This is a genomic window from Streptomyces sp. ME19-01-6, from assembly GCF_033793745.1.
In the GTDB taxonomy this organism is placed as follows: Bacteria; Actinomycetota; Actinomycetes; order Streptomycetales; family Streptomycetaceae; genus Streptomyces.
The window spans coordinates 150,165-170,256 of sequence record NZ_JARAXF010000022.1 but is presented as its reverse complement, the minus strand read 5'-3'; the positions used below and the strand labels follow the sequence as shown (position 1 = coordinate 170,256).

Genomic DNA, 20,092 nt, shown 5'->3' with positions numbered 1-20,092 from the left:
CACCAAGCACGGCCGGTACCTACTGGCCGCGACAGTGTCGTTCCCACACCGGGGCGCTGAATGGCGCGACCGCACCGAGGCGAACCGAGCCGTGGCCTACCGCATCCACCTGGACACAGCCAAGGCCCGCTGGTACTTGGACGCCTCCTGGACAGGCAAGAACCTTCCCGTCGTCCCGCTGGACACGCTCCGGGCCAGTGGCGTCATCGGCGTGGACACCAACGCCGACCACCTGGCCGCGTGGCTGCTGGACGAGCACGGCAACCCCATCGGTGCTCCGCGCCGCTTCGACTACGACCTCAGCGGTTCCGCTTCACACCGGGATGCCCAGCTCCGCCACGCTCTCACCCGCCTCCTGCACTGGGCGCGGCACACCGGCGTGCAGGCCATCGCGATCGAAGACCTCGACTTCACCGACTCCAAGACCCGGGAGAAGCACGGACGCAAGAAACGGTTCCGGCAGCTCATCTCGGGCATCCCGACCGGCAAACTCCGAGCCCGGCTGCTGTCGATGTCCGCTGAGGCCGGAATCAGCGTGATCGCTGTCGATCCCGCCTACACCAGCATGTGGGGCGCCGAACACTGGCAAAACCCCCTCTCCACACCACGACGCCCCGCGACACGGCACGCCGCCGCGTCGGTGGCGATCGGACGACGCTCCCTCGGACACCGGATCCGGCGACGGACGGCACCGCCCCCACACCACCAGAGCGATGGTGCGGGGCATCGGACCGCCCAGGCCCGACCCGGCACCCGAGGAAACGAGGAACACCGCCCCCACGTACCCGGACCACGGACACGATCCGATGGCGCCGAACGCGACAGGAACGCGGTCGACCAGGACGCCCAACACCGTTCGGGCCGCCCGGCTGAACATGTGCAACTCATGCTCAGTCTTTAGGAACGGTGCTGTTGCCCATCCTGGCAGTTGTCGGCCTGCTCCAAGACACGCTGGTGTGGTACTTGATCACCTGGCTGTCCGAAGTCCGCGTGGACAGCGTGTGGTGGGCGCTGGCCGGGGCCTTCGTGGTCCGGGCGTGCTGCTGGGCCGGCGTATGGCTCCTGCCGTCCGGGAGGCCCGGGACGCCGACGCCGGACGGCACTTCGGAGACCTAGCGCGCCGAGCGTACTCACCCGACCGTCGTGGCCCACTGGTCGACGGTGCTGATCTCGGCCTGACTCGGGAACACCTTCTCGATGGGCAGCCGGTGGACCTCCGGGTCGCGGTCGACAGGATCGGCGCTCGGCACATCAGCCCAGGGTGAGCCACCGGATGCCGAGCTGCTCGACCCGGGCGGTCTCGGTGCGGTCCAGTGCCGCGCGCGGTGACCTTGCGCAGGAAGGTCGGGCCGTCCCAGCCCAGTTCACGCGCCGTATCCAGCTGGTCGGGGGCGATCAGCAGCTCCAGTACCACCGTTACGGCTTCCGGCGTCAGCCACGGCTCGCGGCCCAGCGCATCGGCCAGGTCCACGCCGTGAACGGCAACCTCCACCATCCGGGTGACCAGAAACTCCGAAAGGAGCATCGCGTCCCCGTGACAAGTACGCACCACACGACCTTCCGGCTCGTATGCCCCCTTACGAGCTAACCGCCCGGAACAGTCCCCTCCGGCCCCGGTGAGCTCGTCATGCGCTTCACCTCGACTCCGCGCGGCGCGCGTACGATTCCGGCCCCAACGAAACCGCCACCCTCATCGCGAGCGAGCCGGCCTCCATGCTCGCCGAGAAGCTCCCCACACTCCGCGCTGGGCGGTCGGCCCCCGCCCCAACGGCGCACCCGGGAAAACCGTCTGGGCCGAGATCTCGACCGGCCCCAAGCCGCCGGGCTCGGGGGGTTCAATGCGCGTTGCGCAGCTTGAGAATGTATGTCGCGGTAAGCGCAACGGCATGGTCTTCGTCATGTGACAGATCTGTGAGCGCACGTGACGTCGTGATCCCCGGGATATCCGCGAGCGCCTGTGCCAGCCGTCGACGTACAGACGATTCAACGGTGCCGGAGGCCAGGCAGTCAACGAGTCTGATGGCGATCTGATCCGCCAACGCGGGATCACTCGCCAGCGCGCTCAGCGCATCGGCCGCATCGGCGTCGTTCGCCTCCTCGACGATCATGTCGATGAGCGTCGGGACCGCGTCGGCTACTCCCCGTGGGCCGAGCGCCAGAGCTGCACACCTGCGGACCACGATGTCGGAATTGGTGAGGGCGTCCTGCAGCAGTGCGGTCGCCTCACCGTTCGGAATCTCGGCGATGGACTGGACGGCACGTTTCCGCACCTCGGCTACTGGTGAGCCGAGGCCCTCCGCCAGCAGTGCCAATCCGCCATCGCCCGATTGCGTCAAAGCCCATCGAAGGGCTCCGGCGACGTTCGGGTCCGTCTCCCTCAGCGCTGCCTCGACCAAGGCTTCCACCGGCACCGGAACCTCTTCGACCGAGGACAAGGCCGCGTGCTGGCGCTTCCCGGCGCTCTCCGATCCCAACGCCTGAAGGAGTGCGACGATCCGGAGGACGTCCTCCCAGCCGGCGGGTTCGGCGGCACCGATCCGACCGAGTCGCGTGAGCAGCTCCATCTCACCCGCAATGCGTTCTCGCGTCTGGCGGATGAGGTCGTCGACGAGCTCCGAGGGCCTGAAGCTGGGATCATCCAGCGCGCGCCCGACTTCCCGCAGCGACAGCCCCAATGACCGCAGGCTCTCGATATGGAAGATCCGCCGGATGTCCTCGCTGGAGTACTCTCGATAACCGGCATCGGTACGACCCGTTGGCCGCACCAGGCCGAGCGACTCGTAATGCCTGAGCATGCGGGCGCTGACCCCGGACCGTCGTGCCATATCACCGATCAACACTGCCCATCACCCCTCCTGGCTGGTCCCGCCCAGAGCTACGATGCGCTTCGCCTCCTCGATCGCGAACTCGAATCCGGCATCCGGGTTGCGCAACAGCCGTTCCGTGGCGATCGCATGCTGACGCACGCGAGCGTCGAGATCCGTCATCGCAGTACGCAGAGTCGGCAAAATCACCTCACCGAGCGCGATCAGCGCCCGGCTGAGGCTCAGCTGCGTCTCACGCTCGCCGCGCCCGAGCTGTGTCGACAACACTCCAGCCAATTCGCATTCTTCACCTTCGGGCACGAGTACGACCGCTGCCCGCCAAGCGCTCCGCGCGACCTCGTCGTCGGCGTCGGACAGAAGCGCCCGTGTGATCCCCGGCCACGCCTGCCGATCCCCGATCTTGGACAGGGTGTGCAACGCCTGGCTTCGTGCCTGCGCACGCTCCGAGCGGAGTTCAAGGATGAGCTTGGGGACCGTCCTTGATGATGAGTGGCGGGTGAGTGCCCACGTAAGCATCTCGCGCACGTAGAATTCGGGCTCGATCGCGCATCGTTCGATGAGCTTGTCGATGAACCGCGGGTCAGGGGTCGTGCCGACCGCCAGCGCCGCCTGTAGCCGCACTGACGAGCGGCTGTCCTCCAGCCCTTGGAGGGCTCGAATCGTATGGGTGTCCTGTTTCGACATGGTCATCGGGACCACCTCCTTGGCAACAGCGAAGACCTTGTCACTGTGTCAAGGTCAAGCTGGGCCGCCCCGTGAGCTCCATCAACTGCTTGGCGTTGTTTCGCCGGAAGCTACGGATGGGGCTTCTCGGTGTGGTCGGTCAAGGCAGGATCTCGACGTACCCGTCGGTTCCGTGCACGCGGATCCGCTGCCCGTCCCGGATCAGCCGGGTGGCCTGCTCCACGCCCACGACGGCCGGCAAGCCGTACTCCCGGGCGATCACTGCGCCATGGGTCATCAGGCCGCCCACCTCCGTCACCAGGCCCGCGATTCCGACGAACAGCGGCGACCAGCTGGGGTCCGTGAAGGCCGTGACCAGAATGTCGCCCGCTTCGAGATCGGCCTCCGCCATGTCAAGGATGACGCGGGCCCTTCCCTCGATGGTCCCGGCGGAAACCGGTAGGCCGATCAGGGCGCCGGCCGGCACGTCGTCGCGCCGGTACGCCCCGGTGACGGCCTCACCATCCGATGTGAGCACCCGGGGCGGTGTGAGCGCGTGGTACGACCGGAACGCGTCCTTGCGCCGCTGGATGAGCTGGCCATCCACCTGGTTCGAGCGCACGACGTCGTGGAGTTCCTGGAAGGTGAGGTAGAAGATGTCCTCCTTCTCAGGAAGCACGTTGGCCTGCACGAGGCGCTCCGCCTCCTCCAGCAGGGCCTGCTTGTAGACGAAGTAGCGGCTGACGATGCCGTACTTCGGGTACTCCCGGTAGCCGATGAAGGTTCTGACCCGGTCGATCATCCGCTTGGCCTCGTCGGCTTTCTGGTCCCCGTCCGGCAGGGCCCGCAAGCGTGACAGCACGTCCTGTTCCTTCTTCCGCGCCTTCTGCCGCCCTTGCTCGAAGCGCCGCTCGGCGGCGCCCGGCTCGAAGTTCCTGACGTTGTCGAGGATCACGGGCACGAGCGTGGTGGGGCGCTCGCGCCAACGTGGCCTCGTGATGTCGATCTCGCCGACGCAGCGCATGCCGTACCGGTCGAGGTAGGCCTGGATGGCATCACGCGCTTCGGTCCCGCCCTCGACCTTCGCCAGCTCGTTCAGGAAGGCTTCGTCCTCGACGTACTCGACGCCCTGCAGGAACGCCACCACCTCCGACTGCGGGCGGATCACGTCCGCGACGTCGAGCAGCGCCAGTCCCATCTCCGACGTGACGTTGCCGGGGGCGGACAGCGTGAGCGTGTCAGCCGCGTTCTTCTCGCCCAGCCACTCCTGCAGCTTGTCGTTGAGCCACCATGTGGCCTCCATCCCCGCCATGATCGCCTGCATGCTCAGCGGATCACTGAGGACTCGCTTGTGCTCCTCGAAGGCCTCCAGCAGGAAGTCGAACAGCGCCGGTCCCCTCTTCGTCCGGATGTCGCGCTCCAGGGCGGCGACGGACGCCCGGCTGCGCTCGATCAGCTCGGTGACGATGGCCGGATCGGTCTTGATCGGGGCGGACGCGCCGCCGGCCGGCGGCCCGCCGGGACCCGCGTCCGGGAGCGACGGAACGAAATCGCCGCGATCGAGGACGGTCTCCAGCGCGTCCCTGATCAGCGGATCGCCTCTCCCCACGATGTCCAGGAGGCCGGCGCGGCTCGCGGGCGAGGCCAGGCGCCGGGTGGCGTCGACGAACAGCCTCCCGCCGGCCTCGTGCATCGGCGCCATGGCCGTCAGCTGCCACACGGAAATGCCCAGGGGCTTCATGGGGTCGGTCATCATCTGCTGGTGGCCGACGGAGAGGTAGACGTGATTCTCCTGGTCGCCGGTCTCGGGGATGGGGAACAGCGTCGTGATCGGCCGGCTCTGAACGATCTGGAAGCCGTCATCGACCAGGCACCATTCGATGTCCTGGGGGCGGCCTAAGTGCGCTTCTATCCGCCGCCCGAGCTGCACGAGCCGCACGACCTGCGCATCCGTCAGCGCCGGCTGCTCCTGTCGCCGCGGGTCGATCGCCACTTCCTGCGTACCGCCGGCCGGCAGGGCGTGAACGGCACGCTGTTTGGCGGCGATCGCCTTGGCGACGACTTCGCCGTGTCGCACCTTGAAGACGTCCGGGTTCACCAGGCCGGAGACCAGGGCCTCGCCGAGGCCGAAGCCGGCGTCCACGGTGGCGACCTTCCGGTTGCCCGTGACGGGGTCGGCCGTGAACAGGATGCCGGCCGCATGCGGGAAGACCATCTGCTGCACGACCACGGCCATGTGGACCGCACGGTGATCGATGCCGTTCCGCTGGCGGTAGGTCACGGCCCGCTCGGTGAACAGCGAGGCCCAGCACCGGCTGACGTGCTGGAGGATCGCCGTCGGCCCCACGACGTTCAGGTACGTGTCCTGCTGGCCGGCGAAGGAGGCCGTCGGCAGGTCCTCTGCCGTCGCGCTGGATCGGACGGCGTAGGCGGCTTGCTCGCCGAGCCGGCCGAGCGCGCGGGTGATCGCCGCCGCCAGATCGCCCGGGATGGCGATCCCTTCGATGGTCCGGCGAATCTGCGCGCTCAGCGTGCGGATCGCCTCCCGGTCGTCCGGGTTCAAGCGCGACAACTGATCGAGCCGATCGTCGATCGACGGCGCTTCCGCCATGATCCGCCGGAAGGCGTCCGTCGTCACGCAAAAGCCCCCCGGCACGCGGATACCTTCGATCCGCGACAGCCCGCCCAGGTGCGCGCCCTTGCCGCCAACGACCGCGACCTGCATCTCGTCAACACCTTGAAGATCTAATACGTACTGCTCAATCATTGCGTTACCTCCAAGGCAGCCGTGCTCCGTTGCGCTGCGGTGGCCGATCGATTCCGCAGGTTGTGGCATCGGCCGACGATTCTGCGCCGTGACCCGGGTCTTGCGGCAAGCCCCCCAGCGCGCTATACGTTGAGAGTGGCAAGGGAAAGTACTCCTTGCCTTTGCCTTTTGCCGCCCAATGGAACTGACAGGCTTCTCGCGAAGCGGTGGCGCGACGCGTACGGGTACGCGTCGTTGGCCCAGGCGGCTACGGCCTCCAAGGTCCGCGATCAGCCATGGGTATTCAGCCGTTGCGGTCGAGTGCTGCTCGGATCTGGCTGAGCCACTCTGTGCCCAGCCGGCGCCCGTTCGGGAGTTGGTCCCCTCGATCCCAGCGCCATGTTGTGATCATCGCCAGCATGAGGATCCGGCACTCGCGCAGCAAGTCTTGGTTGACACCCGGATAGTGCTCGCTGACTTCCTCGGGCGCATGGGCGAGGTCGAATTCGACGGGCCCACGGCAACACGTCTCAAAATCTATGAACAACAGCCCGTTCTTCGTGGTGAGCACGTTGCCCGGGTGCGGCTCGCCGTGCAGCAGCTGCTCGGCGCCGCCGCGCTCGCCGATCACTCGTCTCAGGCTTCGTAACGTGTCGCCGAGCAGCTCTCGGTCCGCGTCGGCGAGCGCCGGAGTGTGGTCGCGGTTCGCCACGAGTTGTTGAGCCTGCTCGACTCGATCCGTGAAATGCGGCGTCGGGACATCGAGCTTGCGCATGCCGGCATGCAGCCGCTCGAGCGCACTGGCGTAGTCGGCTGGTGCGACCTCTTGAGGTGTCACGGGTTCGTAGTAGGTCCATAGCGTGACCACGAAGCCGTCACGCTCATAGACGCGTGGCTCCACTCGAGGCTCGAGAGCAGCCACAGGACACCCGGATTCGGCGAGCCGCTGAGCAAGCTCGACTTCGAACTGCGCGACCTGATGCGCTCCAGGTGCCACCCGGGCCAGGACGTCACAAGGCAGCAGACGCAGAGTGAGCTTGTTCGAGTCATGAAGAACGATCGCGTCGTCGACTGTCAGGTCAAGTGATGAGGCGATCGACATGGCCGCGGCCACCGCACGCGGGACCTCTGACGCCTGCATCGTCGCCTGGCCCCTCTCCCATGAGCGCTGCCATGACTCTCCAAGCGGTGCAACCTGTGCACCATACCAAGTTGTCGACAGACAGCCGAAGTGGCGCGACGGGCGAAGCGCGGCTGAATCGGCGATCAGACCCTCCCGGCCCGCTCCAGCGCCCGCAGGGCCAGTCGGCGGGAGATTTCGACCGGAGCGGCGACCACCGACAGGCTGTACAGCACGGTGGCGCCCTCATGGAGCAGCAGTAGCTCGTCCGCCAGCTCATCGGGGCCCGCTACGCCCGCCTCCTCGCACAGCTGCCGCAGGTAGCCGCGCAGCCACCGCTTCTGATCGGCGATCACCTGCCGAGCCGGATGTCCGGGATCCGGCAGCTCCGCGGCGGCGTTGACGAACCCGCAGCCGCGGGAGTTCTCGCGGCGCATCCAGGCGGCGAGGGCGTCGAAGGTCGCCAGGATGCGATCCGCCGGGGGCGACTTGTCGACTTCGGAGGTCAGCCATGCCCGCCACCGCTCGTCGCGCTCCCGCAGATACGCGGCGATCAGCGCCTCTTTCGAGCCGAAGCGGTCGTACAGCGTCTTCTTGGTGACTCCGGCGTGCTTGGCGATCAGATCCACGCCGACCGCGTTGATCCCCTGCCCGTAGAACAGCTCGGCGGCGGCGTCGAGGACCCGGCGTGCCGCGGGAGTGAGCGCTTCCATGCCGTGAGCACCTCCGGGCTCGACGAGTATACCGATCTGTTTAGTCTAGCGGAGAAGGGGGACTGGACAGATCTGTATACACGCCACCCTGAACGGAGCGATGACTCCATGCCCGTCAGCGCCGTCACCTCCATCGGTCTCGTCGTGATGTGGAGCTCCGGCTTCATCGGAGCCGAGCTCGGCACCCGGCAGGCCGCCGCCGACACCCTGCTGATGTGGCGCTTCCTCGCGGCTGCCGTGCTGCTGGGCGGCGTCTGGCTGGTGCTGAGGGGCCGCAGGCTTCCTCCGCGCGCGATCGCCGAACAGGCGGCGATCGGCGCGCTCTCGCAGGGCGGCTATCTCGGCGGCATCGTCTGGGCGGTCGGGCTCGGCATCCCGTCCGGCACCGCCGCGCTGATCGCCGCGCTGCAGCCGCTCGCGGCGGGCGCGCTCGCCGGGCGGCTGCTCGGGGAGACGGTCAGCCCACGTCAGTGGGCGGGGCTGGCCATCGGTCTCGGCGGGGTCGCGCTCGTCGTGCGGGGCGATCTGTCGGCGGGCCCCGGCGCCGCCCCGGCCTGGGCGTACGGGTTGCCGTTCGCGGCCATGGCGGCGCTGCTGGCCGCGAGCTTCCTGGAACGCAGGGCGCGGGCGCCGCTCGCCCCCGTGGATACCGTGCCGCTCCACTGCCTCACCAGCGCCGCGCTGTTCACCGCGATCGCCCTGGCGAACGGCCGCGCCGCGCCCCCGTCGGGCGGGGCCTTCTGGGCGGCGGTCGCCTGGACGGTCCTGCTCTCCACGGTCGGCGGCTACGGCTTCTACTGGCTGAGCCTGCGCCGCAACGGCGTCACGCGCACCAGCGCCCTGATCTATCTCACGCCGCCGACCACGCTGGTATGGGCGTACGCGATGTTCGGCGACGAGCCGGGGGCGTCGGCCCTGGTGGGCATGGCGGTGTGCGTGATCGGGGTGGCGGCCGCCGCGGGCCGCCACCACAAAGTCACTGCACGTCCGCGGGCTCTGCCGCGGTCTCGGGCTCGGCAGCCCGCGGGGCGGGCGTGCGGGACGGGCTGGGCCGGGAGCGGGAGACGGCCACGCCGGTGAGGCACAGGGCGCCGCCGAGGAGGGTCAGCCAGGCGGGCACCTCGTCGAGGAAGGCCCAGCTCAGCAGGACCACGATGGCCGGGACGGCGTACGTCGTGGCACCCATTTTGCTGGCGGGGGTGCGGGCCAGGGCGTAGGTCCAGGTGGTGAAGGCGAGGGCGGTCGGCACCACGCCGAGGTAGAGCATGTTGAGCGTCGCGGACGCCGGGGCCTTCGGCAGTTCGATGGCCAGTTGTCCGGCGAAGGGGAGGCAGGCCGCCGTGCCGACCAGGCAGCTGTACGCCGTGATCTGGAGCGGAGTCCCGTACGCGAGCGCGGGCTTCTGGGCGACCACGCCGGTCGCGTACGCCACCGCCGCGAGGAGGCACAGCACCACCCCCAGCAGTGAGGTGCCGCCGCCGTGCCCGGACGAGGTCGACAGACCGACCACCACCGCCCCGCCGAACGACACCGCCATCCCGGCGAGCAGCCGTGGCGGCAGCGCCTCGCCGAGGAGGCGGGCCGCGAGCAGGGCCATCAGGATGGGGCCGACGTTCACCAGGAGGGCCGCCGTCCCGGCGTCGACCAGGCGCTCGCCCCAGTTCAACGCGACCATGTAGCCGCCGAACCAGACCAACCCGGACACGAGGATGCCACGCCAGGCGCCCCGGGGCGGCAGCCCCTCGCGGCGTATCGCCACCAGGGCGACCAGCACCAGCGAGGCGGCCAGCAACCGGCCGAGTGCTAGCGCGCCCGGGGAGTAGGCGGCGCCCGCGCTGCGGATGGAGACGAAGGCGGAGGCCCAGGCGAGCACGGAGAAGGTGGCGGCGCCGGCCGTGAGGAGGGCGGGCGAGGCGAGGCGGGAACTCATGCGGGCAGCCTAGAGCTCCCATCTTTCGGTGTCCACCGAAATATTCGGCCGTGAAACGTTGCGCCGGATCACTGCCAGGCGTCGGGGGTGATCCCCAGGAGCTCACGGAAAGCCCGCTCACCGGCGTCCGTCACCCGCAGCGCCCGCCCGCCCTCTTCCATCCGTGCCACCCACTCCCGGCGCAGCGCCAGGGCGCACAGCCGCGCACCGGCCACCCCGCCCAGATGGCGGCGCCGCTCGGTCCAGTCCAGGCACGAGCTCGCGACCGGCCGGCGGCCCCGGTACTCCGACTCCAGGTCGACGCCCGCGCGGGCGCACCACTCCCGCCCCGCGTCGGTCAGCTCGAACACCCACTCCGTGAGCAGCAGTCCGCGCTCGGACATGGCGTCGGTGACCGCCATGCCGAGCCGCCCCGCGAAGTGGTCGTAGCAGGTCCGCGCGCAGGCCAGGGGGTCGGGCGCGGCGACGACCGGCACCGTGTACGGCGCGTCCCGGCCAGGGATCGCGTGTGAGGCGAGGGAGTCGACGAGGCGCGCCGTTTCCGCGTCGGCGATCCGTACGTAACTGTGGCGCCCCTGCCGCTCGGTCACGCAGATCCCGGCGTCCAGCAGGCGGGCCAGATGTCCGCTCGCCGTGGAGGGTGCCACCCCGGTGATGCGGGCCAACTCGCCCGCGCTCCACGCGTGTCCCTCCAGGAGGGCCAGGCAGATGGCGGCCCGGGTCTCGTCGGCCATGGCGGCGGCGAGGGCGGCGAGGCGCGCGGCGGGCGGAGGGGAGTCGGTCACGCCTCCATCATGCCCCAATGCTTCGGCATTCGCCGAACTTTCACGCCCCACGACCACAACGCGGACGGCTCACGCGGACGGCTACGGAATCGAGGCCCGCCTCACCTACGACGGCCGGAAGGCCACGTCGTGAGCCCCCTGAGCCTCAACAGCACTGCCAGGTGAACATGGCCCTCTCGAAGCGGCCCGCGGCGAGGTCATCGGGGCGGATCAGCCAGTACAGCGCGCCGCCGTCGCCCCACATCATGTCCGCGTCCTCGTCGGAGTCGAGCTGCGCGAGCAGCACCCACCCCTCCGCCTCCTTCTCGATCCGCGGGTCCTCCCACGACAGGTCACCGCCGCCCAGCGCGCCATGGGCCACCACGATCTCCACGGCGGTCTGGACGGACTGGGCATGGCCGCCGATCTGATGCGCGACACCGCTCTGGTGCTTCCACACCGCCCTCTCGAACGCTTCCGGAAGCTCGTCCTCGCCGAAGGCGGCGGTCAGTGCGAGCGAGTCGAAGTCCGGGGCGCTCGGGCCGACACGGACCGTCAGCGGCACCTCAGGAAACGGGGTGAGGCCCGCCGGCGCGGGCCGCTCGGGCGCGGCGGCGGACTCGGGCGGGAGGTGGAGGACGCGGGCACCGGCCCAGGTGCCCGGGTCGGCGGTGTCGACCAGCGCGTCGTCGTCCTCGTCGCCGTAATAGAAGAAGGCGAGCCGGCCTTCGGCGGGCAGCGGTATGTCCAGCGCCTCCCTGGGCAGCGCGGCACAGTCGACCGCCGCGACGAACGGCAGCGGTCCGTGGCCCTCCCACACCGGCCAGTCCACGCCCCCGGGCAGCCGGGGCAGTCCGCCGAGCCGGCCGACGACCGGATCGGCGGGCCCGGCCTTCCGGAGGTGGGCGGCCGGGCGCAGCGACGCGGTCCATCGGTCGGCGAGGTCGGCGGGCAGATGGGCGCGGGCCAGGGCGCGCAGCGCGTCAGGTGCGGTGGTCATACGGGTCATGATGGCGGGCGGGGCCGACAGTGGGACATACGGAGGCGTGGCGGGCGCAGCGGCGGGCGCCGCACATCATTGGCCGTTTCTCAGGACACGACCCTCGCCCAGGTGAACGACGATGCGTGTCTGCCCTTCCAGCCACCTCGGCAGGTGGCTGAACTTGTTGTCGTCCAGCCGGAGCGAGGCGAGGGCCGGGAGGTCCCCCAGCCACGCGGGCAAGTCGGTGAGTTCGTTGTCGGCCAGGTCAAGGCTGGTGAGCGCGGTGAGGTTGCCCATGGACGCCGGAAGTCCGGTCAACCCATTGCCGCAGAGACTGAGACTCGTCAGCGCGGTGAGGGCGCCCAGCGTTTCGGGGAGTGCCGTGAGCCGGTTGTAGCCGAGATTGATTCCTGTCAGTTCCGTGAGATTTCCGATCCACGGGGGCAACTCGGTCAGTTCGTTCCTGTCCAGGTTCAGCCATCGCAAGGAGGTGAGTCTGCCCAGTTCCGTGGGCAGCCCGGTGAGTCGGTTACTGCCCAGCAGGAGATGGGTGAGGCCGGCCAGATCCCCGAGCGATGTGGGCAGCCGGGCGAGGCGGTTGAAATCCAGGTCGAGTCGGGTGAGGGCGGTCAGTTTCCCCAGTGCTGCCGGAATCTCGACGAGCCGGTTGCCGGACAGATCGAGCTCGTCGAGGGCTGTGAGATCGCCCCATGAGCCCGGCACGGTGGAGAGGCGATTCCTGCCGGCGTCGAGGCTCGTGAGGTTTTTCAGGCCGCCGAGGAACTCGGGGAGCTCGGTGAGCGGGTTGTCACGAAGGTCGAGGTCGGTGAGTTCGGTCAGCTGCCGCACCCATGCGGGTAGCTGTGCGAGCGAGTTTCCGCTGAGGACGAGTTCGGTGAGCGCGCTGAGGTTGCCCAGCGACGCGGGGAGCGCCTCGAGCCGGTTGTCGCTGAGGGAGAGGTACGTGAGGCCCGTGAGGTCGCCCAGGAACTCGGGCACCTCGGAGAACGTGCCGTCGCTGAGGTCGAGTCGGGTCAGCGTGGTGGCCTCGGCCAGCGACGCGGGGACGACGGGCAGGCACAGATGGCCGAGCTCCAGGGACGTGCCGCCGTCGTCGATCACCTGGGCGATGAGTTTCTCCGCCTCCTCCAGGGCGAACGCGTCATCGCCATCGTCCATCTCGAACGGTTCGTCCTCGAAGGATTCGTCCTCGAACGGTTCGTCGTACTCGGCCATGGGAGACCCCCCGGAACGGGCTGCTGTGACAGGAAGATCGGATTGTGCCGCGCCGAACCGCGGCCCGCCACCAGTTGCTCCGTGGCGGGGATCGAGGCGCAGGTCAAGGAACCGTAAAGCGGGCACGTTCGTTACCCCGGCATGACCGCTATGACTCCCGGCTCGAACCTCCCCCTGCCCGTCGCGCGCGTGGCGGTGGACGTCACCGCCCCGGTGCGGCTGGACGTGTCGGGCCTGCTGCTCACCGCCAACGGCAAGGTGCGCTCCGACGACGACTTCGTCTTCTACAACCAGCCCGCCGGCCCCGGCGTGACCCACCGTGCCGGAGCGGGCGGGGCGGGTGACACGATCACCGTCGACACCGCCGCCGTGCCGGGCGACATCGAGAAGATCGTGGTGACCGCGAGCCTGGACGCGCCCGGTGCGACGTTCTCGGGCACCGAGCCGACCGCCACTGTGCGCGGCGCGGACGACGGCGCCCTGATCGCCACGTTCACCCCGCCCCGTCTGGGCTCCGAGACCGCGCTGGTGATCGTCGAGGTGTACCGGCGCAACGGCGCCTGGAAGGTCCGCGCGGTCGGACAGGGCTATGCGAACGGGCTTGCGGGCATCGCCACCGACTTCGGTGTGTCGGTGGAGGAGCCCGCCGCGCCCGCGGCCCCCGCCCCCGCGGCCGTCCAGGCGCCGCCGCCCGCCGGCCCGCCGGCCGGCTTCCAGCCCCCGCCCATGCCCACCGCCCCGCCGCCCGCTGCCCCGGCCGCCGCCGCTCCGGCGCCCGCCACTGGGAAGATCAACCTGGACAAGGGCCGCGTCAATCTGCAGAAGAACCAGACGGTCTCGCTGGTCAAGGGCGGCCGACCGCTGCTCAGCTCCGTGAAGATGGGCCTGGGCTGGGAGCCCGCCTTCCGCAGCAAGGACATCGACCTCGACGCGTCCGTGATCGCCTTCGGCGTGGACCGCAAGAAGATCGACGCCTGCTTCTTCGGCAAGCTCGCCATTCTGAACGGCACGATCCAGCACTCCGGCGACAACCTCACCGGCGAGGGCGGTGGCGACGACGAGACCATCACGGTCCACCTCGGCGGACTGCCGCCGGAGGTCACCGGCCTGGTCTTCACGGTCAACTCCTTCTCCGGCCAGAAGTTCACCGATGTCGCGAAGGCCTACTGCCGTCTGCTGGACGCGGGCACGGGCGAGGAGCTGGTCCGCTTCGACCTGACCCATTCCGAGCCGCGCACGGGCGTGATGATGGCGAAGTTCATCAAGCAGTTCTCGGGCGAGTGGGAGATGACCGCGATGGGTGAGTACGTGGACTCCCGGACCGTACGCGGCATGGTCAAGCCCGCCAGCAAGGCGCTCTGAGTTTCCGCAGGTCAGCCAACGATGTATCGCCCCGCCTCCCGGAGGGGGGGCGGGGCGACACGTGGGGTACCCGAGATCAGTCGTCGGCGGCGGTGACTTTGCCTTCGCCCGCTCGGCCACGCCGGCGATGAACGCCGACGGCGGGATTCGAACCCGCGAGGATCTGTGATCCAGAAGTATCCGCTGCCTGCGCACCGGGCCCCGGTGAAGTGGGCGCGTCCACTGTAACCGTCGGCGCTGACGACGCCGAGCGGAATTTCGATGACCTGGGGGCCCGGTCCGGAGCGCCGACGAGGGAGGAGGGTCGGCGCTCCGGACCGGGCCGTCCCGTACCCGTACAACGAGCGAAGGGGGCAGAGGTGTCGCGGACAGGGGATATCAGCCGCGGGGGCGCTGGCGGCGCCAGGGGCCGGTGATGGCCAGCATGATGCCGGGGACCTGGATGTTGGCGTAGAGGGTGCTGCCGTCGGGCGAGAAGCAGACGCCCGTGAACTCGCTGTACTCCGGCTCCTCCGCGGTGCCATTGTTGAGTTCGTTGCGCGCGATCGGGTACGTACGGCCGTCGTCCGTGGCCCCGAAGAGGTGCTGGATGCCCTCGCCGTCCTCGGCGATGACCAGGCCGCCGTACGGCGAGACGGTGATGTTGTCGGGGCCGTCGAAGGCGCCGTCCTTGGACGGGTCGGGGTTGACGCCGAGCAGCACCTTCAGGGTCAGGGTGCGCCGCTTCGGGTCGTAGAACCAGACCTGGCCGTCGTGCTCGACCGGGCTCTCCTCGCGGGCGTACGAGGAGACGATGTACGTGCCCCCGTCGCCCCACCACATGCCCTCCAGCTTGCGGGCCCGGGTGACCTGGCCGGCGTCGAACTGCTTGCGCACCGGCACCGACTTCGCGTCGCGGTCGGGCACGTCCACCCAGTCGACGCCGTAGACCGTGCCGGTCTTGGTCGCGCGCGACAGGTCGTCGACGAAGTTGCCGCCGGAGTCGAAGCACTTGGGGGCCTGCAGCACACCCGCGTCATCGGCGAGCGTGCGCAGCTTGCCGCGCCCGTGCTCGAAGCCGCGCGGCGGGACCCAGCGGTAGAGGAGGCCGTTCGGGCCGGCGGCGTCCTCGGTCAGGTAGAGGTGGCCGCGCTTGGGGTCGACGACGACCGCCTCGTGGGCGTAGCGGCCCAGCGCCTTGATCGGCTTGGGGTCGCGGTTGGCCCGGCGGTCCCGCGGGTCCACCTCGAAGACATAGCCGTGGTCCTTGGTCATGCCGTTCTGGCCGGCCTTGTCCTCGGTCTCCTCGCAGGTCAGCCAGGTGCCCCACGGGGTGCGCCCGCCCGCGCAGTTGGTGGAGGTGCCCGCGATGCCGACCCACTCGGTGACGTGGTCGCCGTGCTTGGAGACCTCGACGACGGTGCAGCCGCCGGAGGCCGCCGGGTCGTAGACCAGACCCTCGGTCAGCGGCACGGGGTGCGGCCAGGCGGCGCGCGGGCCCTTCAGCTCGTGGTTGTTGACGAGCAGCGTGGCACCGCGGGTGCCCTCGAAGGTGGCGGTGCCGTCGTGGTTGGAGGGGGTGGACTCGCCGGACTCCAGCGTGGTCTGGCCGGTGCGGGTGATGATCCGGTAGCTGAAGCCGGCGGGGAGCGCGAGGATGCCCTTCGGGTCCGCGAGGAGCGGGCCGTAGCCGAGCTGGGAGCCGCCCCGCTCGGCCGCGTCGGTGGTCGAGTCCTGGGCCGGCTCCGAGGCGAGCGCGCCGGGGGCGGTGGCGAGCACCCCGGCGCTGCCGACGAGGGCGACACCGGTATAGGCGGAACTCTTCGCGAAGTCTCTTCGGGTGAGCGGCATCTTCATCTCCTGAATGGCCAGATCTGTCCACCGACTGCGGGCCTACGCTCCCGCCCCTGACCGAACAACAGTTGAACTGGGCGCGACATCAACGGTTCGATTGGCGGCTGCCGATTGAACCTCACCCTCCGTCCGTGCCGGACGCGTCAGGCGCGTGAGCGCGCCTTGAAGGCCGCCTTTCGCGCCTCCTTGGCTGCCTTCTTGTCCGGATGCAGCTGTCCCATCGCCTCCAGCACCTCGGCGGTCGCCGGGTGGTCCACCCGCCACACCGAGTCGAAGAAGCTCCCGGACTGCTCGACGAGGCCGTGCACCAGCTCCCGCAGCTCGGCGGAGTCGCCGTCCGCGGCGAGCTGGGCCGCGATGGTGTCCACCGTCAGCCAGAACACCATGTCCTCGGACGGCTCAGGGACGTCGGGCATCGCACGCTCGGCCAGCCACACCCGGGCCAGGCCCCCCAGCTGCCGGTCGTCCAGCACCTCGCGCAGCGCGGGCTCGGCCGCGGCCCCCACCAGCGAGAGCGTCTGCTGGCAGGCCAGGCGGCGCAGCGGCGCGCCCGCGTCGTCGCCGCGCGCGGCGGCCAGCAGCTCGCGGGCGGCCGCGTCGGGCGTACGGCGGGCCAGCCACTGCTCGGCCTCGGCGCGCGCGGCGGTCTCCGGATGTCCGGGCAGGGCGTCCAGCAGGGCCTCCGCGCCCTTGTCGGCCAGGTCGCCGACGGCCGGGGCGTCGATGCCGGCGTCCAGCATGCGGTTGCGTACGCCGAAGACGCCGAGCGGGGTGAGCCTGACCATGCCGTAGCGGGAGACGTCCTCCTCATCGGGGCCGAGCGGCGATTCGGCGGACTCGGGGAAGCGGCCCTCGCCGTCGACCTCCTCGATCAGCGCCTCGTCCACGGGCTGGTACACGACCAGGCCGGTCGGCTCCAGCATCCGAAACTGGTCGTCGAGGCGGACCATCGCCTCGGAGATCTCCTCGAGGATGTCGTCGGTCGGCTCCGCCATGTCGTCGGGGACGATCATGGCGGCGGCGAGCGCGGGCAGCGGCACGGCGCGGCCGGCGCCCTCCGCGTCCAGGGCGGTCAGCAGATACAGATTGCCCAGCACCCCGTCCAGGAACTCGGCCTCCTCCTCGGGGTTCCAGTCGATCGCGTCGAGGTCCAGCTCGCCGTCGTCGCCGATCTGATCGACGATCTCGGCGAGGTCGGGGGCCGCCGCGTCGGCGAGTACGGTCTCGAAGCCGCCGAGCCAGATGTCCAGGACGTCCCGCGGGCTGCCCTCGGTGATCAGCCGCAGCTCCTCGCCGGGGGTGGCGATCCCCGTGGCCCCGTCCTCCCCGAAGTCCCCGTCGGCCGCCGCCCCCGCCTCTTCGGCCGTCCGCGCCGCCTCTGCCGGCTGGGCCGGCGCGGGCTCCTGGACCTCGACCAGCCCGGTGTCGACGGCCAGCTGCCAGGCTTCCGCCGCGCAGCCCGGCCCGTCCTCGTCGGCGCCAAGGCCCAGGTGCTCGGCCGCCGCCCGCAGGTCGGGCTCGGTCAGCACGCCGCCCGCCGCGACCGGCCTGTGCGGTCCGGCCCAGCGGGCGAGCCGCACCGCGCGGGCCAGCAGCGGAGCGGTGAGCGCGTCCCGGGCGAGTTCGGCCTCGGAGCGAAGCCGCACGGGCGGCAGGGTGGGGCGGTCTCCGGGCATCGGCGGAGTCATCTCCTCGGGAGCGGGTGAAACGGATGAACAGGGGACGGAACACATGGGAAGGATCGTGCTCGGGAGGGGTCGCGGCGCTACGGGCGCGACCGGTCCCAGCCTAGACGGAAGGTGGGGCGGTTTCGTCCCGATGTGCCGTCAAGGGGACGTCGGCCTGCGATTTCGGCCATCGGCCCGGGGTACGCCAGGAGCGGCCGGCGCCGCGGGAGCCGGAACGCACCCGAGGCCCGCACGGCGCTCCGGTTCACGCCACCGACCCTGGCCGTACACCAGCCATCCCTTGACAACTGCTCTGGTGAAGAAAGACATTGACGCGCGTAGAGGCTTGTTCACCTCTGGCCATCTGGTCACTCCTCATCGGAGGCATCACCATGTCCCCACGCGCCCTGCGCGGACCCGCCACCGTCACCGCCGTCGTCGCCTCCGCCCTCGCGGCCGGGCTGCTCGCCGCCCCGCAGCCGGCGGCCGCCGCCGAGATCCGGATCCACGACATCCAGGGCAGCACGCGAATATCCCCGTTCGCGGGCAAACAGGTCTCCGAGGTCCCCGGCACGGTCACGGCGATACGCGCCTTCGGCTCGTCGCGCGGCTTCTGGTTCCAGGACCCGCACCCCGACCGGGACCGGGCTACCAGCGAGGCGATCTTCGTCTACACCGGTTCGACCACCCCGTCGGTCGCCGTCGGGGACGCGGTGCGGGTCTCCGGGACGGTCAGCGAGTACTACCCGGGCGGTGCGGACGCCGGGCTGCAGTCGGTCACCGAGCTCACCAGGGCGACCTGGACGGTCGAGTCCCCGGGCAACGCGCTGCCCGCCGCCGTCGCCCTCAACCCCTCCGCCGTCCCCGACCGCTACGCCCCCGACGCGTCGGGCGGCAACGGCGGCAACATCGAGCCACTGCGGCTGCGCCCCAACTCCTACGCCCTGGACCGCTATGAGTCGCTGGAGGGCATGCGCGTCCAGGTCAAGGACGCCCCGGTCGTGGGCGCGACCAGCCCGTACGACGAGCTGTGGGTCACCGCCGAACCCGGCCACGCCCGGACCGCGCGCGGCGGCGCGCTCTACAGCTCCTACCGCGACCCGAACGCCGGCCGGGTCAAGGTCGCTTCCCTCATCCCGTTCGCCCAGCGCCCCTTCCCCGTCGCCGACGTGGGTGACCGGCTCACCGGCACCACCGCGGGGCCGCTGGACTACGACAACTTCGGCGGATACGAGATCCAGGCCACCGCGCTCGGCGAGCTCACGGACGGAAACCTGGCCCGGGAGACCACCCGCGGGCAGAAGGCCGACGAGCTGTCCATCGCCACGTACAACGTGGAGAACCTCTCCCCCAAGACCGCGCAGGCGAAGTTCGACCGGCTCGCCTCGGGCCTCGTGCACAACCTCGCTTCCCCCGACATCGTCGCCCTGGAGGAGGTCCAGGACGACAACGGCCCGACGAACGACGCGGTCACCAGCGCCGGAGCCACACTGAAGAAGCTCACCGACGCGATCGCGGCGGCCGGCGGCCCCGCGTACGAGTGGCGGCAGATCGACCCGGCCGACGACCAGGACGGCGGGCAGCCGGGCGGCAACATCCGCGTCGCCTTCCTCTTCAACCCCGAGCGGGTCTCCTTCACCGATGTCGCGGGCGGGGACGCCACCACCGCGGTGCGGGTGACGGACGACGGCGGCACGGCGGGCCTGTCGGCCTCCCCCGGCCGTATCGACCCCCAGAACCCGATCTGGAAGGACAGCCGCAAGCCGCTGGTCGGACAGTTCTCCTTCCGCGGCCGCCCGGTCTTCGTGATCGCCAATCACTTCAACTCCAAGGGCGGCGACCAGGGCCTGGACGGCCGCTTCCAGCCCCCGGCCCGGAGCTCGGAGACGCAGCGCACCGGGCAGGCCGAGGCGGTCAACGCCTTCGTCAAGAAGCTGCTGGCCGTGGACGCGCGGGCCCAGGTCGTCGTCGCGGGCGACCTCAACGACTACCAGTTCTCGCCCGCGCTGGCCGATCTCACCGACGGCGGGGTGCTCACCGACCTGGTCACCGGGCTGCCGAAGAACGAGCGCTACGGCTATGTCTACAACGGCAACTCGCAGGTGCTGGACCACATCCTCACCAGCCGCGCCGTGCGCCGCCCGGACTACGACATCGTGCACATCAACGCGGAGTTCGCGGACCAGTCCAGCGACCACGACCCGCAGATCGTCCGGCTTAAGCCGTAGCATTGCTGAACTGTCGGACCAGC

16 protein-coding genes are annotated in these 20,092 nt (G+C 70.2%); 5 read left to right on the top strand and 11 right to left on the bottom strand.

Going from position 1 to position 20,092, the window contains the following annotated elements:
* Both PV419_RS36655 and PV419_RS36650 read left to right on the top strand, forming a co-directional pair.
* Positions 1–901, top strand: a 901-nt coding sequence (locus PV419_RS36655; protein ID WP_319696373.1) for an IS200/IS605 family accessory protein TnpB-related protein, incomplete at its 5' end; no start/stop codon positions are given.
* A 5-nt stretch (positions 902–906) separates the two neighbouring features.
* Entirely contained in the window at positions 907–1,116 is a 210-nt protein-coding gene (locus PV419_RS36650; protein WP_319696372.1) for a hypothetical protein, read from the top strand.
* Positions 1,117–1,835: 719 nt separating this feature from the next.
* Here PV419_RS36650 and PV419_RS36645 read toward each other — a convergent pair.
* The 5 genes from PV419_RS36645 to PV419_RS36625 form a co-directional block, all read right to left on the bottom strand.
* Entirely contained in the window at positions 1,836–2,840 is a 1,005-nt protein-coding gene (locus tag PV419_RS36645) for a HEAT repeat domain-containing protein (RefSeq protein ID WP_319696370.1), read from the bottom strand.
* A 6-nt stretch (positions 2,841–2,846) separates the two neighbouring features.
* A complete protein-coding gene (locus PV419_RS36640; RefSeq protein ID WP_319696368.1) occupies positions 2,847–3,515 on the bottom strand; it encodes a HEAT repeat domain-containing protein in 669 nt (222 codons plus the stop codon).
* A gap of 133 nt (positions 3,516–3,648) precedes the next feature.
* Positions 3,649–6,255 (bottom strand): rifamycin-inactivating phosphotransferase, encoded by a 2,607-nt coding sequence (gene rph, locus PV419_RS36635; protein WP_319696366.1) that lies wholly within the window; start codon positions 6,253–6,255, stop codon positions 3,649–3,651.
* Between the two features lie 283 nt (positions 6,256–6,538).
* Entirely contained in the window at positions 6,539–7,375 is an 837-nt protein-coding gene (locus tag PV419_RS36630) for an aminoglycoside phosphotransferase family protein (protein WP_319696364.1), read from the bottom strand.
* Positions 7,376–7,500: 125 nt separating this feature from the next.
* Complete coding sequence (locus PV419_RS36625; RefSeq protein ID WP_319696363.1) at positions 7,501–8,067, bottom strand: helix-turn-helix domain-containing protein; 567 nt, start codon at positions 8,065–8,067, stop codon at positions 7,501–7,503.
* Between the two features lie 108 nt (positions 8,068–8,175).
* On the opposite strand from PV419_RS36625, the gene PV419_RS36620 reads away from it, so the two are divergent.
* Entirely contained in the window at positions 8,176–9,147 is a 972-nt protein-coding gene (locus PV419_RS36620) for a DMT family transporter (protein ID WP_319696361.1), read from the top strand.
* Here PV419_RS36620 and PV419_RS36615 read toward each other — a convergent pair.
* The 4 genes from PV419_RS36615 to PV419_RS36600 all read right to left on the bottom strand — a co-directional run bounded on the left by PV419_RS36615 (position 9,044) and on the right by PV419_RS36600 (position 12,979).
* On the bottom strand, positions 9,044–9,997 hold the full coding sequence (locus PV419_RS36615) for a DMT family transporter (protein WP_319696360.1): 954 nt from the start codon (positions 9,995–9,997) through the stop codon (positions 9,044–9,046). The two genes, PV419_RS36620 and PV419_RS36615, sit on opposite strands and share 104 nt — an antisense overlap.
* A 68-nt stretch (positions 9,998–10,065) precedes the next feature.
* Positions 10,066–10,782 carry a winged helix-turn-helix domain-containing protein gene (locus PV419_RS36610; RefSeq protein WP_319696358.1) on the bottom strand — a complete coding sequence of 239 codons (717 nt, stop codon included), beginning with the start codon at positions 10,780–10,782 and terminating at the stop codon, positions 10,066–10,068.
* Positions 10,783–10,927: 145 nt separating this feature from the next.
* Positions 10,928–11,761, bottom strand: a complete 834-nt coding sequence (locus tag PV419_RS36605; RefSeq protein ID WP_319696356.1) for a YwqG family protein — start codon at positions 11,759–11,761, stop codon at positions 10,928–10,930.
* Positions 11,762–11,836: 75 nt separating this feature from the next.
* A complete protein-coding gene (locus tag PV419_RS36600) occupies positions 11,837–12,979 on the bottom strand; it encodes a leucine-rich repeat domain-containing protein (protein WP_319696354.1) in 1,143 nt (380 codons plus the stop codon).
* A gap of 150 nt (positions 12,980–13,129) precedes the next feature.
* Between PV419_RS36600 and PV419_RS36595 the strand changes: the two genes are divergently transcribed.
* On the top strand, positions 13,130–14,341 hold the full coding sequence (locus PV419_RS36595) for a TerD family protein (RefSeq protein WP_319696394.1): 1,212 nt from the start codon (positions 13,130–13,132) through the stop codon (positions 14,339–14,341).
* A 378-nt stretch (positions 14,342–14,719) separates the two neighbouring features.
* On the opposite strand, the gene PV419_RS36590 is transcribed toward PV419_RS36595, so the two are convergent.
* Complete coding sequence (locus PV419_RS36590) at positions 14,720–16,171, bottom strand: alkaline phosphatase PhoX (protein ID WP_319696352.1); 1,452 nt, start codon at positions 16,169–16,171, stop codon at positions 14,720–14,722.
* Positions 16,172–16,317: 146 nt separating this feature from the next.
* Positions 16,318–17,850, bottom strand: a complete 1,533-nt coding sequence (locus tag PV419_RS36585; protein WP_319696350.1) for a hypothetical protein — start codon at positions 17,848–17,850, stop codon at positions 16,318–16,320.
* 383 nt (positions 17,851–18,233) lie between these two features.
* Here PV419_RS36585 and PV419_RS36580 point away from each other — a divergent pair, with 383 nt between their 5' ends.
* The gene (locus PV419_RS36580; RefSeq protein WP_319696349.1) at positions 18,234–20,069 is read left to right on the top strand and encodes an endonuclease/exonuclease/phosphatase family protein; all 1,836 of its coding nucleotides are present in this window, start codon (positions 18,234–18,236) and stop codon (positions 20,067–20,069) included.
* The last annotated feature ends 23 nt before the right edge of the window (positions 20,070–20,092 follow it).

Coding starts and splice junctions, on each gene's coding strand:
- PV419_RS36620 (WP_319696361.1), top strand. CDS start 8,176: ATGCCCGTCAGCGCCGTCACCTCCATCGGTCTCGTCGTGATGTGGAGC.
- PV419_RS36625 (WP_319696363.1), bottom strand. CDS start 8,067: ATGGAAGCGCTCACTCCCGCGGCACGCCGGGTCCTCGACGCCGCCGCC.
- PV419_RS36580 (WP_319696349.1), top strand. CDS start 18,234: ATGTCCCCACGCGCCCTGCGCGGACCCGCCACCGTCACCGCCGTCGTC.
- PV419_RS36630 (WP_319696364.1), bottom strand. CDS start 7,375: ATGCAGGCGTCAGAGGTCCCGCGTGCGGTGGCCGCGGCCATGTCGATC.
- PV419_RS36590 (WP_319696352.1), bottom strand. CDS start 16,171: ATGCCGCTCACCCGAAGAGACTTCGCGAAGAGTTCCGCCTATACCGGT.
- PV419_RS36585 (WP_319696350.1), bottom strand. CDS start 17,850: ATGCCCGGAGACCGCCCCACCCTGCCGCCCGTGCGGCTTCGCTCCGAG.
- PV419_RS36615 (WP_319696360.1), bottom strand. CDS start 9,997: ATGAGTTCCCGCCTCGCCTCGCCCGCCCTCCTCACGGCCGGCGCCGCC.
- PV419_RS36640 (WP_319696368.1), bottom strand. CDS start 3,515: ATGACCATGTCGAAACAGGACACCCATACGATTCGAGCCCTCCAAGGG.
- PV419_RS36600 (WP_319696354.1), bottom strand. CDS start 12,979: ATGGCCGAGTACGACGAACCGTTCGAGGACGAATCCTTCGAGGACGAA.
- PV419_RS36595 (WP_319696394.1), top strand. CDS start 13,130: ATGACTCCCGGCTCGAACCTCCCCCTGCCCGTCGCGCGCGTGGCGGTG.
- rph (WP_319696366.1), bottom strand. CDS start 6,255: ATGATTGAGCAGTACGTATTAGATCTTCAAGGTGTTGACGAGATGCAG.
- PV419_RS36605 (WP_319696356.1), bottom strand. CDS start 11,761: ATGACCACCGCACCTGACGCGCTGCGCGCCCTGGCCCGCGCCCATCTG.